13 protein-coding genes are annotated in these 13,677 nt (G+C 70.8%); 1 reads left to right on the forward strand and 12 read right to left on the reverse strand.

The features are described 5' to 3' along the window. Positions 1 to 7 precede the first annotated feature (7 nt). The 10 genes from VSH64_RS22195 to VSH64_RS22240 all read right to left on the reverse strand — a co-directional run bounded on the left by VSH64_RS22195 (position 8) and on the right by VSH64_RS22240 (position 11,045). On the reverse strand, positions 8 to 823 hold the full coding sequence (locus VSH64_RS22195; protein WP_326837565.1) for an SDR family NAD(P)-dependent oxidoreductase: 816 nt from the start codon (positions 821 to 823) through the stop codon (positions 8 to 10). Between the two features lie 34 nt (positions 824 to 857). Continuing rightward, positions 858 to 1,871, reverse strand: a complete 1,014-nt coding sequence (gene dmpG, locus VSH64_RS22200; protein ID WP_326837566.1) for a 4-hydroxy-2-oxovalerate aldolase — start codon at positions 1,869 to 1,871, stop codon at positions 858 to 860. Beyond that, positions 1,868 to 2,818: an acetaldehyde dehydrogenase (acetylating) gene (locus VSH64_RS22205; RefSeq protein ID WP_326837567.1), complete on the reverse strand. Its 951-nt coding sequence runs from the start codon at positions 2,816 to 2,818 to the stop codon at positions 1,868 to 1,870. The genes dmpG and VSH64_RS22205 overlap by 4 nt, the downstream gene beginning before the upstream one ends. Positions 2,819 to 2,892: 74 nt before the next feature. Beyond that, positions 2,893 to 4,617, reverse strand: a complete 1,725-nt coding sequence (locus VSH64_RS22210) for an IlvD/Edd family dehydratase (RefSeq protein ID WP_326837568.1) — start codon at positions 4,615 to 4,617, stop codon at positions 2,893 to 2,895. After that, positions 4,614 to 5,468, reverse strand: a complete 855-nt coding sequence (locus VSH64_RS22215; protein WP_326837569.1) for a BKACE family enzyme — start codon at positions 5,466 to 5,468, stop codon at positions 4,614 to 4,616. The genes VSH64_RS22210 and VSH64_RS22215 overlap by 4 nt, the downstream gene beginning before the upstream one ends. 109 nt (positions 5,469 to 5,577) lie before the next feature. Continuing rightward, positions 5,578 to 7,161: a sugar ABC transporter ATP-binding protein gene (locus VSH64_RS22220; protein WP_326837570.1), complete on the reverse strand. Its 1,584-nt coding sequence runs from the start codon at positions 7,159 to 7,161 to the stop codon at positions 5,578 to 5,580. Between the two features lie 22 nt (positions 7,162 to 7,183). Further along, on the reverse strand, positions 7,184 to 8,104 hold the full coding sequence (locus VSH64_RS22225; protein WP_326837571.1) for an ABC transporter permease: 921 nt from the start codon (positions 8,102 to 8,104) through the stop codon (positions 7,184 to 7,186). Between the two features lie 167 nt (positions 8,105 to 8,271). Next, positions 8,272 to 8,742 carry a nuclear transport factor 2 family protein gene (locus VSH64_RS22230; RefSeq protein ID WP_326837572.1) on the reverse strand — a complete coding sequence of 157 codons (471 nt, stop codon included), beginning with the start codon at positions 8,740 to 8,742 and terminating at the stop codon, positions 8,272 to 8,274. 23 nt (positions 8,743 to 8,765) lie between these two features. Further along, on the reverse strand, positions 8,766 to 9,896 hold the full coding sequence (locus VSH64_RS22235) for a substrate-binding domain-containing protein (protein ID WP_326837573.1): 1,131 nt from the start codon (positions 9,894 to 9,896) through the stop codon (positions 8,766 to 8,768). A 30-nt stretch (positions 9,897 to 9,926) separates the two neighbouring features. Next, complete coding sequence (locus VSH64_RS22240) at positions 9,927 to 11,045, reverse strand: sugar ABC transporter substrate-binding protein (protein ID WP_326837574.1); 1,119 nt, start codon at positions 11,043 to 11,045, stop codon at positions 9,927 to 9,929. A 298-nt stretch (positions 11,046 to 11,343) separates the two neighbouring features. Here VSH64_RS22240 and VSH64_RS22245 point away from each other — a divergent pair, with 298 nt between their 5' ends. Next, the gene (locus tag VSH64_RS22245) at positions 11,344 to 12,168 is read left to right on the forward strand and encodes an alpha/beta fold hydrolase (protein WP_326837575.1); all 825 of its coding nucleotides are present in this window, start codon (positions 11,344 to 11,346) and stop codon (positions 12,166 to 12,168) included. Here the strand turns inward: VSH64_RS22245 and VSH64_RS22250 are convergent, their stop codons facing one another. Further along, on the reverse strand, positions 12,169 to 12,831 hold the full coding sequence (locus tag VSH64_RS22250; RefSeq protein WP_326837576.1) for a (2Fe-2S)-binding protein: 663 nt from the start codon (positions 12,829 to 12,831) through the stop codon (positions 12,169 to 12,171). Further along, a complete protein-coding gene (locus tag VSH64_RS22255) occupies positions 12,828 to 13,673 on the reverse strand; it encodes a CbtA family protein (protein WP_326837577.1) in 846 nt (281 codons plus the stop codon). The genes VSH64_RS22250 and VSH64_RS22255 overlap by 4 nt, the downstream gene beginning before the upstream one ends. Positions 13,674 to 13,677 lie beyond the last annotated feature (4 nt).

The raw sequence follows: 13,677 nt of genomic DNA on the forward strand, positions 1-13,677 counted from the left end.
CTGTGAGCTAGTGCCCGACCACGTGTCCTCCGTCGACGTTCCACGCCTGTCCGGTGACCCACGCGCCCTGGTCGGAGCACAGGAAGAGCACTGCTGACGCGATGTCGGCCGGGCTGCCCGCGCGGCCCAGCGGGATGCTCGCCAGCATCGCGGCCCAGGCGTCGTCGGCGACGCCGTCGAGCCGGACGGTTTCGACGTAACCCGGGCAGAGGGCGTTCACGCGCACGTTCGCGCCGCCGACCTCCTGCGCCATGCACGCCGTCAACGCCTGCACGCCCGCCTTCGAAGCGGCGTAGGCGGCGGAGTTCGGCGGGAGCAGTTTTCCGGCCACGGACGACATGTTCACGATGCAGCCGCCTTCGCCGCGCTCGACCATCAGCCGGCCGATCTCGCGCGACACCAGGAAAGTACCCGTGAGGTTCGTCTGCAGGACCCGGTTCCAGCTCGCCAGATCGAGCCCGACCACCGGCCGGCGGTCGGTACCGATCGGCGCACCGGCGTTGTTCACGAGGATGTCGACGCGGCCGAACTCCGCCACCACCGTGCGCGCGAGCGCCGCCACCGCGGCCTCGTCGGTGACGTCCGAGACCACCGGCAGCGCGCGCCGGCCCAGCGCGCGGATCTCGTCGGCGACGGAGTCGATGTCCCGCCAGCCCGCCGCCACCTCGTCGGCGGGCCGGCGGTCGCGGGGCCGCCCGGTGCCGGTCACGACCACGTCGCACCCGGCGCGCGCGAGACCGACGGCGATCTCGCGTCCGATCGAGCGCATCCGGCCCGCGCCGGTCACGATCGCGACCTTGTTCTCCAGCCCCGTCAGCTGCATCCGGGTGCCCCGCTTCCTGCCTCGGCCGAGTCCGTCAGTGTCGCGCGCCGGCGAGGTCCAGCGCGATGTCGGCGAGCATGTCCTCCTGGCCGCCCACCAGCTTGCGACGGCCCGCTTCGAGGAGGATGTCCCGCGTCGACAACCCGGAGGATTCGGCCACTTTCTCCGCGTGGCGCAGGAAACTCGAGTACACCCCGGCGAAGCCGATCGTGAGGGTTTCGCGGTCCACCCGCACCGGCCGGTCCTGCACGGGCCGCACGAGGTCCTCGGCCGCGTCCTGCAGGGCCCACAGGTCGCACCCGTGGTCCCAGCCGTAGAGCTCGGCGACGGCGATGAACGCCTCCAGCGGCGTGTTGCCCGCACCCGCGCCGTGCCCGGCCAGTGAAGCGTCCACGCGGATGGCGCCTTCTTCCACCGCGACCACGGAGTTCGCCACCGACAGCGAAAGGTTCTCGTGCGCGTGGATGCCGATTTCCGTGGCCGGGTCCAGCACGTCGCGGTAGGCGCGAACGCGGTCGCGCACGCCCGCCGGCGTGAGGTGGCCCGCCGAGTCGGTGATGTACACGCATTGCGCGCCGGACGACTCCATCACCAGCGCCGCCTGCGCGAGCTCCTTCGGTTCCAGCGCGTGCGACAGCATCAGGAAGGCCGACACGTCCATGCCCAGCTCCCGCGCGCGGCCGATGTGCTGGATCGCGACGTCGGCCTCGGTGCAGTGCGTCGCCACGCGCACCGAGGTCACGCCCAGCGCGTGCGCGGCCTCCAGGTCGCTCACCCGGCCCAGCCCGGGCACGAGAAGGGTGGCCACCACAGCGTTTTCGACGTTGTCGACCACCGCGGTGATCCACTCGTCGTCGGCGTGGCTTCCGGCGCCGTAGGTGAGCGTGGAGCCGGCGAGGCCGTCGCCGTGCGCGATCTCCACGGAGTTCACGCCCGCGCGGTCGAGGGCCCGCGCGATCCGGCCGACCTTCTCGGGCGAGAGGCGGTGCCGGATGGCGTGCATGCCGTCGCGCAAGGTGACGTCCTGGACGTAGACCTTCTGGTTCACAGCGTCGCTCCGGTGTTCGTGAGGGAGGCGTAGCGCTCGGCGGTGCCGAGAGCGGCGGCGGTCATGATGTCGAGGTTCCCGGCGTACGCGGGCAGGTAGTCGGCCGCGCCCTCCACCTCCAGGTAGGTGGTGATCTGGGTGCGGGCGCGGGATTCCAGGCTCTTGTCGATGCCGCGCAGCGGCACGTCGGCACCCAGCGGCGCGACCTGGATCTCGTGCTTCAGGCGATAACCGGGCACGTACGCGGAAACGGCGCGCACCATCTCGTGAATCGATTCCCGCACCGCGGTTTCGTCCACGTCGTCCACGAGGCAGTGAACTGTGTCGCGCATCAGCACCGGTGGGTCCGCCGGGTTGAGGATCACGAACGCCTTGCCGATCCTGGCTCCCCCGACCACTTCCAGCGCCTTCGACGTGGTGATGGTGGTCTCGTCGATGTTCGCCCGCGTGCCCGGCCCGGCCGAGCGCGACGACAGCGAGGCGACGATCTCGGCGTACTCCACGGCGGCGACCCGCGACACGGCCGCGACGACCGGGATGGTCGCCTGGCCCGCGCAGGTGACCATGTTGACGTTCACCGCGTCGGCGTGGGCGTCGAGGTTCACGGCCGGCACGACCATCGGCCCGATGGCCGCGGGGGTCAGGTCGATGACCCGGATGCCCCACCCCGTGAGCAGTCCACTGTTGGCGCGGTGCGCACCGGCCGAGGTCGCGTCGAAGGCGATCACGATCTCGTCGAGGTCCGCCCAGTCCCCCATCGCCGCGACGCCGTTGGAGGTCGTGCGGACGCCGAGGTCGCGCATCCGGCGCAGCCCGTCGGACGCGGGGTCGACCCCGACCATCCCCGCGAGCTCCAGCTTCGGGCTCCGCAGGACCTTGTACGCGAGGTCGGTCCCGATGTTGCCCGGACCGACGATGACGACCTTGACAGGCCGGTTCCCGTTCACTGTGACTCCTGTCGAAAAACAGTGGTTGCGTATCAGTGGCTTTGGCTCAGTTGCGTTGACTCGGTTTCGTTGACTCAGTGGCTTTCTTTCGGCACCGCGGATCCGCGCCGCCCGACGAGGAAGTCGAGGTCGGCTCCGCGATCCGCCTGCAGCACGTGCTGGTGGTGCAGCCGCGCATAACCGCTCGCGGGTGCCGCGGTGGTGCTGCGCCAGGCCGCGCGGCGGCGATCGAGCTCGTCGTCGGGCACCAGGAGCGTGAGGCTGCGCGCAGGCACGTCCAGCCGGATGCGATCGCCTGTGCGCACGAGGGCCAGCGGTCCGCCGGCGGCGGACTCGGGTGCGACGTGCAGCACGACCGTGCCGAACGCGGTCCCGCTCATCCGCGCGTCGGAGATCCGCACCATGTCCCGCACGCCCTGGCCGAGCAGCTTCGCGGGAATCGGCAGGTTGCCGATCTCCGGCATCCCCGGGTAGCCGAGCGGCCCGGCGTTGCACAGCACCAGCACGCTGTCGGCGTCCACGTCGAGGTCCGGATCGTCGATGCGGGCGCGCAGGTCGTCGGAATCGGTGAACACCACGGCGGTGCCCTCGTGCCGAAGCAGCTCCGGTGAGGCCGCGGACGGCTTGATCACGGCCCCGTCGGGCGCGAGGTTCCCGGTGAGCACGGCGATGCCGGCGTCGGTCTGCACCGGCTCGCGCTCACCGCGGATGGCGTCGCTGTCCCACGGCCGCTCGGCCGGGATGTGGACGCCGAGCACCCCGCCCGCGACGCTGGGTGCCTTCGTGTGCAGGCGGGCGCGCAGCTCGTGCAGCAGCACCGGCACCCCTCCGGCCTCGAAGAAGTCCTCCATGAGGCCCGCCCCGGCCGGCTGCAGGTCCACCAGCAGCGGCACGTGCGAGCCGAGCCGATCGAAGTCGGCCAGCGTGAGGTCGACCTCCAGCCGGCCCGCGATGGCCAGCAGGTGCACCACGGCGTTCGTGGATCCGCCGAGCGCCGCCAGCGCGACGATGGCGTTCTCGAACGCCGGCCGCCCCAGCACGTCGGAGATCCGCAAGTTCTCCCGCGCGAGCCCGACGGCCCGCGCGCCGCTGTCGTGGGCGAGCACCTTGCGGCGCGAGTCCACGGCGGGGATCGCCGCGTTGCCGGGCAGCGCCAGCCCCATCACCTCCATGAGACCGGCCATCGTGGAAGCCGTGCCCATGGTGTTGCAGTGACCGTTGGCCCGCCACATGCAGGATTCGGCGCGCACGAACTCCTCCTGCGTCATCCGGCCGGCGCGCACTTCGTCGCTCATGGCGTACACCGCCGTGCCCGACGCGAGCGGTTTTCCGTGGTAGCGCCCGGTGAGCGTCGGTCCGCCCGACACGACGATCGTCGGCAGGTCCACACTGGACGCTCCCATGACCAACGCCGGGGTGGTCTTGTCACAGCCGCCGAGCAGCACCACCGCGTCGAGCGGGTTGGCCCGGATCGACTCCTCGACGTCCATGCTCACGAGGTTGCGGAACAGCATCGTGGTCGGCCGCATCACGGTCTCGCCCAGCGACGTCACCGGGAACTCCAGCGGCAGGCCGCCGGCCTCGTACACGCCGCGCTTCACCGATTCGGCCAGCTCGCGCAAGTGCGCGTTGCACGGCGTGAGCTCCGACCACGTGTTGCAGATGCCGACCACGGGCCGGCCGTCGAACATGCGGTGCGGCAGGCCCTGGGCCTTCATCCCGGACCGGCGCACGAAACTGATCTTGTCCGAACTGCCGAACCACTGCGTCGAACGCAGCGCGGGCTGGTCGTCGCTCATTTCGCCCCCTTCAGCTCGGCCCGCACCTCGGCGGCGCCCGCGGGCGACGAACCGGCCCGCACCACGGCCTCCACCAGCTCGCGCGTGAGCTCCACATTGGACTTCGCGCACCCGAACCGCGCGTCCTCCAGCCCGGTCCGCACACCACCGCCACGGTGCACGATGTGCTCCACCAGCGGCAGCACGTCCAGGCCCAGCCCGGCGACCAGCCACGGCGCGCCGGGAGCCTCGGTCTGCAGGGCCGCCAGGTGCGCGTCGATGCCCGCCGGCCCCGGCCGGAAACCGAACGCGAGGTCGTCGGAGAACATGAAGCGGTAGATCGGCTGCGGCACCCCGGGACGAGCCCGCACCAGCGCCGCTCCGGCGCGCGTGAAACCGGGTTCGTACACGGCGAATCCCGGGTGGACGCCGTTGTCGGCGCAGTACGCCAGCCCTTCGGCGATCTCGGCGGGCGAGTTCGCGTACACCAGCGAGGGGTACGGCAGCGGTGAGTCGTTCTCCGGGAAGAGGTTCACACTGCCGGGATCCACCACGGTCAGCTCCAGCAGGCCCCGCTCGACCAGGAACCGCAGGTGACCGAACCGCTCGACGCCGGGCGCGGCGAACGTCGGGATCGACGGGTACACCAGGCAGTCGCGCTCGGCCCGGATGCCCTCGATGATCCGCGCATACACGTCACCGACCACGTCATCCTTGCCGTTCTCGTCGAACGCGTGCAGGTGCACGATGGCCGCGCCCGCGTCGGCGCACGCGATGCCTTCGGCCACCAGCTGCTCCACGCCCACCGGCAGGCGCGGCTGGTGCTCGCGTCGCCACGGACCGTTCAGCGCGGTCTCAACCCACGTCTTCATGGGGCTCCTTCCGGGGTCGGATGCGAATGATGACAACGGACACGCGCCGATGTCGACGTCGAGCGGGCTTTGCCGCACGAATCCACGCCGTGGGGCACCGCGCGTTCGACTATGTCGACTGAACAGCGGTCGACGGAACAGCGGCGGACGATCCAGCGGCGGATGATCCAGCGCTGCTCGACGTGCCGCCCTGGCAGGCGAGCAGCAGGTCGGTGTCGGTCAACGGTTGCGTCAGCTCCTCGACGACCACACCGTCCCGCAGCACCAGGACGCGGTGGCACAGGTGGGCGAGCTGCTCGTAGTCGGTCGACGCGACCACCACCGCCGTGCCGGCCTCGGCCGCCGCGTTCACCAGCTCGAGGATTTCCCGCCGGGCCGCGGCGTCCACGCCCTGGGTGGGCTCGTGCAGCAACAACACACCCGGCTCGGTCGACAGCCACTTCGCCAGTAGCACCTTCTGCTGGTTCCCACCGCTGAGCAACCCGACGGGCCGCTCGGGCGCGAGCGGCCGCACACTCACCCGGGTCAGGGCCTCGGTGGTCCGCGTCCGCTCGGTTTTGCGCCGAAGCCGCCGCAACGCCCCACCGGTCGCCGACGCCGGCAGCATGAAGTTCTCGCGCGCCGACGCCTCCAGCCACAGGCCATCGCCCTTGCGGTCCTCGGGCACCATGGCCAGGCCGGCGTCCACGGCCGCGCGGATACCCGGCTCCACGGGCACACCGTGGCGCACGACCCGGCCCGTGGTCCGCGTACCGGCCCCGGCGAGCGCCCGCAACGCCTCGTCCTGCCCCATGCCGACGAGGCCGGTGAGCCCGAGGATCTCGCCCTCGCGGACCTCGCACGACAGCGTCCGCAGCACCCCGGCACTCAGGTCCTCGACCCCGAGCGCGACCTTCGGCCGGGGCGCGGCCGCCGGTGGCGGGTAGAAGTCGCCGAGTTCGCGGCCCAGCTGCAGGCTGACCAGGCCACGGGCGGTCGAGCCGGCCGTGTCGACCGTGGTCACCACCTCGCCGTCGCGCAGGATCGTGCAGCGGTCCGTCACCGAGAGCACTTCGCCGAGCTTGTGGCTCACGAACAGCACCGCTGAGCCCTCATCGGCCACGCGCCGCATGAGCCGCATCAGGCGGTCGGACTCGGTCACCCCGAGGTACGCCGTGGGCTCGTCGAGCACGAACACGTGCCGTTCGCCCCGGCGTTCGAGCACCCGCAGCGAGCGGGCGATCGCGACCATGGACCGGTCACTGCCCCGCAGGTCGCGCACGAGCGCGTCGGGGCTCACCGGGCAGTCGAGCCGCCGGAGCAGGTCCCGCACCTCGCGCCGGAACTTTCCCCAGTGGACCGCGGCCAGCGCGCGGCGGCCGTAGGCGTCGCTGATCCCGACGTTCTCGAGCACGGTCATCGACTCCACCAGCCCGAGGTCCTGGTGGATCACCGCGACGCCGTGGTCCTGCGGCCGCAGCATCGGCAGCGCCACGTCGTCGCCGAAGATGGACAGCGAACCGCGGTCCGGCACGTGGTAGCCGGCGAGGATCTTGATCAACGTGGACTTGCCCGAGCCGTTCTGGCCGAGCAGCCCGTGCACTTCACCCGCACGCAGGTGCAAGTCCACATCGGACAGTGCGGCGACGCCGCCGAAGTGCTTCGAGACGGCCCGGAACTCGAGCGCGCTCTCCGCCACTGTGCTGTCAACCAAGGCGTTATCACCTACCGAGTTCTCAACCACGTCGCCGCCCCGCCAACAGGCCCAGCGTCACGGCGAACAGCAGCGCCGCGCCGTTGAACACGTCGGGGATCCACAGGGCACCGCCGAGCAGCTGCAGGCCGGTGATCCCGACGGTGAGCAGGTACAGCCCGGCCAATGTGCCGAGCGAGTTGTACCGGCCGGGGGTGATCGCCGTGGCCCCGAGGAACGCGGCGGCGAACGGCGCCAGCAGGTACGAAGCGCCGATGCCGGGGTCGACCGACCCGAGCGAACCGGAGATCACGATGCCGGCGAACGTGGCGAGCGCCGAAGCCGCCACGAACGACCCGATCCGGATGCGATCGACGCGGACACCCGCCAGGCGCGCGGCGTCCTTGTTGCCGCCGATGAACAGCAGCCGCCGGCCCAGCGCGGTCCGTTCGCACACGTACCAGGCCGCGAGCACCGCCAGCCAGCCGTAGAACGTCATGAGCGGCAGGCCGAACAACGTCTTGTTCGTGAACGTGGCGAGCCCCGGCGGATACGTGTCGGCGCGCCGGCCGCCGGTCAGCGCGAACGTGGCGCCGGCCAGCACCGACAGCATGCCCAGCGTGGCCACGAGGGAGCTCACGCCGATGCGGACCACCAGGAAGCCGTTGACGAAGCCCACCAGCAGGCCGGTCGCGGCGACCACGGAGATCGCCGCGACCGCGCTGAAACCGTGGTCGTAGAGGACGCCCAGCAGCACGCCGCTGAACGCCATGAGGTTGCCGAGCGACAGGTCGAACTCGCCGGTGCGGAGCACGACCGTGGCGCCGATGGCGAGGATGAGCACCACGGTCTGGGAGCTCGCCATCACCCGGAAGTTGCCGCCCGTGGCGAACGTCCGCGGCATCAGCACGCAGAAGAACACGACGAGCGCGATCAGCACCACGAGCACGGCGTAGCGCGACATCGCCGAACCCAGCCAGGTGCCGGCCGACCGCCCGGCGGACGTGGGCGGGGGCAGCTCGGGCTGGAGTGGGGTGCGGTTGGGGTGGGCACGGTTGGCTCGGACTGGAGAAGTTTGTTCGGTAGCGGACACGACTCGGCTCCTGGCTCGCAAGGGAAAGGGGTGTGGGGCTAGGCGGAACCGGCGAACCGTTCGGCGACCCAGCCCTTGTCGATGGGCGTCACGGCCTGCACGTCGAGCCGCACGTGGGCGTGGCGCCAGGCGTCGGCCGAGCGCACGTAGTCGTCCTGGTAGCGGCCCATCAGCCACACCGGCGAACCGTCGAGGGTCATCGGCTGCCACAGGTACCAGGTGCCGGTGGCGCTGCGCCCGTCTTCGGCAACACGGACATCACCGGCCACCGTGTAGTGCAGGGCCCAGTCCACGCGGGTGTCGGCGCCGGCGAAGAACTCCTCGATCTCCGGCCAGCCCTCGTGGCGGCCGAACGCCCGGCCGCCGTCCCACACCGCGTCCGGGGTGAAGAGCTGTCGCAGCTCGGCGGTGGGATAACCGGCGTCGCACAGCCGGGCGTAGGTCATCTTCAGCGCGCGGATCTGGTCGGCGGCTTCGAGGTGGGCGAGGCGTTCTTCGACGGATTTCATGACTGCTCCCCTGGGTTCGTGATTCACGGCTGCCCGTGCCATTCGTCGGTGTAGGCCTGCTCGAAGTGCGCGTAGCCGGGCCAGACGTCGCTCTCGTTCGCGCCGAGGTTGCCTTTGTCGACAAGGCGAGACGGGATGATCACCTCGGCGGCGCCGCTCTGTTCGACCATGAGCCGCGCCTGCTGGTCCACGAGCTGCCAGCCGATCGATCCGGTGGGCGCGAAGGCGAAGTCGGCGGCCTCGTGCGTGCGGTTCTCGCGCATCGACTGGAGGTTGTCGGCGAGCCCGTCGTGCGCGACCACGCGGATGCCGGCGTTCCCCTGCAGGCCGGCGTCCACGTTGGGCACCGACGAACCCACGATCGCGATCACGTGGTCGAGGCCGGGGATCCGGCGCACGTCGGTCTGCACCTCGGCGGTGAGCGTGCTGGCGAAGTTGCCGTAGTCGAGGTCCTTGAGCTCGAAGCGGCACGAAGGGCACAGCTGCGTGTAGCGCTGCCCGAGCAGCTTCGCCGCGGCGGCCGTGATCGGCAGGGCGGACGGTGCGTACATCAGCGTGTTCGCGCTGCACTTCGAATCGGCCAGGATCCAGCCGGCCATCGCGTCCATCTCGGCGGGCAGGTTCAGCACCATCTGGCCCGAAACCCCGTGGGGCATCGGGTCGCCGGTGCTGCGGTTGAGCACGTCGCTGACCACGATCCCGGCCGCCTCGGCCTGGTCCACGGCGTGCTGCACGGTCGTCGGATCCACCACCACGAGCGCGATGCCGTCGGCGCCCTGTGCGATCGCCTGCTGGATCGCCGCCTGGGCCGAGTTGGTCGACCCGTCGCCGTACACCACCTTCACCTGCATCCCGGCGGCCTTCGCCGCGGCGGCCGCCCCGTCGGAGATCCCTTGCAGGAACGGCACTCGCGCGGCGTTGACGATCCACAGCGACTTGCCCTCGGCCTTCGTGATGTCGAACGCGCCGAGCATCTTCAGCGCCGGTTCCTTCAGCATCGAGTCCCGCAGTCGCCCCGCGCTCGTCACGCACTGGGCCCGGGCCTGGTCGGTCATCGTCGCGGCGCTGTCGTGTTCGCCGGCGCCGCAGCCGGCCAAGGTCGCCGCGGCGGTGATCGTGATCAGTCCCGTGGCGACTATTGTTCTTTTCCGCATTTCGGCACCCACTCCGTTGTCGGTGTCCCGCTATTTCCAAGCGGCTGTGTAGGTTTTCTGCGCTCCGGTGAAACTGGGCCAGATGTCGTCGTTCGTGGCGCCGATGTCGGTGGCGTCGACCATGCGGGTGGGAATGGTCAGGTCGAGCGCGTCCTTTTCCCCGAGCAGGAGCCGGCCCTGCTGGTCGATCACCTGCCAGCCGATGGCTTCGTTCGGCGCGAACGCGAAGTTGGCGACCACGTGCGTGGTGCCCTTGCGCAGCGCTTCGAGGTTGTCGTCGAGACCGTCGTGGGTGAGCACCCGCACGTGGTCGTTGCCGCGCAGGCCGGCGTCGACCTCGGGCACCGACGAGCCGATGATCGCGAAGATGTAGTCGAGGTTCGGGTTGCGGCGCAGGTCCGTCTGCACCTCGGCGGTGAGCGTGCTCGCGAAGTTGCCGTAGTCGAGGTCCTTAAGCTCGAACGCGCAGCTCGGGCACAACGCCTGGTACTGGGCTTGGAACGCCTTCGCGCCGGCGGAGGTGATGGACAGCGCCGAGGGTGAGTACATCAGCGTGTCCGCGGAGCACTTCGAGTCGGCCATGATCCAGCCGGCCATCGCCGCCATCTCGGCCGGCACGTCGTACCCGAGCTGCCCCGCGACGCCCGGCCGCAGCGGGTCGCCGACGCTGCGGTTGCCCACGTCGGTCACCACGATGCCGGCTTTCGCCGCCTGGTTCACCGAATCCTGGATCGTGGTGGGATCCACGGCCACCAGCGCGATCCCGTTCGCGCCCTGCGCGATGGCCTGCTGCATCGCCGCCTGCGCGGTGTTGGTGGAGCCGTCGCCGTACACGACCTTCACCGACAGCCCGGCCGCGGTCGCGGCGGCCTGGGCCCCGTCGGACACGCGCTGCAGCAGCGGCACGCGCGCGGCGTTGATGATCCAGATCGACTTGCCCTTGTTCTTCGCCATGTCGAACGGCGCGAGCACCTTCAACGGCGGCTCGGCGAGCTTCGATTTCTTGAGCTCGGTCGCTTTCGCCACACACATGTCGAGCGCGTTTCCCGACAATCCCGCGGAGGCTTTCGGCTCACCGGCTCCGCACGCGGCGAGCGTACCGCCGAGGAGCAGCACCGCGAGCGCCATTGAGCCACGTCGAGAGAACATCCCGGTCTCCTGTCAGGATCTTGCCGAAGCCCTTTGCTCCCGGCCGCATTCCGCGTATTTCTCGCTGCGGCGATGCTCGGCTCCACCACGACCGGTGTCGACGACCTGCGACATGCCCGCACGACTCGGCCCCGCGCGCCCGGCGCGTGTGAAACTGTCGAACGGCGCGTGGCTGGGTCCGGCCGGGCGCTCAGTGGATCACCCGACCGGGCACGGATATTTCACGATCCTTGTCCGGCGAGGCGGCGGCGGCGCATCGTGGTCAGCGACCCGACCCCGAGCCACGGAGGCCGCACCCATGCCGACCATCACGACCCACGACGGCGTCGAGATCTTCTACAAGGACTGGGGCACCGGTCAGCCGATCGTGTTCAGCCACGGCTGGCCGCTGTCGTCCGACGACTGGGACACCCAGATGTTGTTCTTCGTCCGCAACGGCTATCGCGTGGTCGCGCACGACCGGCGCGGGCACGGCAGATCGGCGCAGGTGGGCGAAGGCCACGACATGGACCACTACGCCGACGACCTGGCCGCGGTCACCACCCATCTCGACCTGCACGACGCCGTCCACATCGGACACTCCACCGGCGGCGGCGAGGTCGTGCGCTACCTGGCCCGCCACGGCGAGTCCCGCGTCGCCAAGGCCGCGCTGCTCAGCGCCGTGCCGCCGCTGATGGTGCAGACCGATGCCAACCCCGGCGGCCTGCCCAAGAGCGTGTTCGACGACCTGCAGGCCCAGCTCGCCGCCAACCGCTCGGAGTTCTACCGCGCGCTCGCCTCCGGCCCGTTCTACGGTTTCAACCGCCCCGGCGCCGAACCGTCCGAGGCGATCATCCAGAACTGGTGGCGCCAAGGCATGACGGGCGGCGCGAAGGCCCACTACGACGGCGTGGTCGCCTTCTCCCAGACCGACTTCACCGACGACCTCAAGACCATCACCGTCCCCGTTCTGGTGATGCACGGCGACGACGACCAGATCGTCCCCTACGCCGACTCGGGACCGCTCTCGGCGAACCTCCTGCAGAACGGCACGCTGAAGACCTACGCCGGCTTCCCGCACGGCATGCCGACCACCGAGGCGGAGATCATCAACGCGGACCTGCTGGAGTTCATCCGGTCCTGATCAGACCAGCACGCAGTCGCCGCACTTCGGGCCGTCGTGGGCGGGCGCGGCGCGGTAGATGAGGCAGCAGCTCTTGCGGCGGAACCGCCCCCGGTCACGGGTGGCGGTGTCCGCGAGCGCGGGCAGCGCTTCGAGCCGCCCGACGAACGCGGTCGCCTCGTCCGTCCACTCCGGACGTTCACTGTGGAGCATCGTCATGGCGCCGTTGAGGGCGGAAGCGACGTTGCCGCGGCGAATGGTCTCCGACAGCGAGAACGCGCCGATCGCCGTGTCGAGCCGCGCGAGCGGTCCACTGAGCACCCGCCGGTCGAAGAGCTCGACGAGGTCCTCGCCGGACGGCTCGGCTTTCGGCAGCGACAGCGGAAAGGCGCCGCCGACCGTGGGCTGCCACCACGCGTCGGCGTAGTCGGGTACGGCGGCTTCGCCGAGCGCGGACGCGAGCGCGGGCGAGAGCAGCCGGGCCGCGAGCCCCAGGTGCGCCACGGACGCGGCCACGCGCAGCTCGACGTCGCCTCCGCCGGCGGCGAGCACGGCCTGGACCTGCGCCACGCGGTCGCGCAGCACGGGCCCGTCATCGAGCACTTCGGAGAGCGGACGCCACGACGCCGCGGGCTCCTCGCCCGCGGCGTGCGTGTGGTGCGCGAAAAACGGGCCAGGGCTCACGCCGCGGCTGCCACCTTCTCCTTGCGGCCGCCGGAGAGCACGCGCTCGGCCAGCGGGCCGAACACGAGCGCGATCGTGGCCCACAGGATGAGCTGCGAGATCACCGAGTAGAAGCGGAAGTCGAACAGCGTGTCGGCCGGGAAGCCCGGGTACACGATGGCGCCTTCGGCGTTCTTCAGCGGCAGCGGCGTCTCCGTCGACTGCACGCCGTACTCCGCGACGTTGGCCGACAGGTGACCCAGCGACGGCAGCAGCGCCATCAGCACCCCGATCACCACCACGAACGCGGCGGCCGCGACGAGCGTCGCGTTCCACGTGCCGAGCTTCGGCGCCAGGCGGCGGCCCAGCACCACGGCGAGCGCGAGGAAGATGATCGAACCGGCGACCATCCCGAGGTACAGCCCGCTGCGCACGCCGATCGTCTCGGCGTGGCCGATGGCCGGCGGGTTGGCCGGGTACTTGAGGAACGGCACGAGGTACAGGCTCAGGAACCCGGCCCCGGCGACGAGGATCGCGAGCACACGGGCCCGCACCTGCCCCACGCGCCCCAGGCACACCGTGTACACCACGGCGAACAACAGCCCCATCGCCACGCCGAACAGGATCATGCCCACGCCGATCCCGACGTTCGCCTGAACGGCCCGGCTGAACACCTCGGGCCCCTCGTCGTGCAGGTGCATGCCGGCGCCCTGCTGCAGCGCCTCCGCGGCCGCGTCACGACCTGATTCGTAATCGATGGCGGCCTGGATCTGCGGCTCCGCGAAGATGCGCGCGAAGACGAAGGCGAGCAGGCCGCCCAGTGCGCCGGCCAGGAGGCCGCGCAGGACGAGTTTCTTCTCCATGTCG

Origin of the sequence: Amycolatopsis rhabdoformis (genome assembly GCF_035918295.1) — a bacterium.
In the GTDB taxonomy this organism is placed as follows: Bacteria; Actinomycetota; Actinomycetes; order Mycobacteriales; family Pseudonocardiaceae; genus Amycolatopsis; species Amycolatopsis rhabdoformis.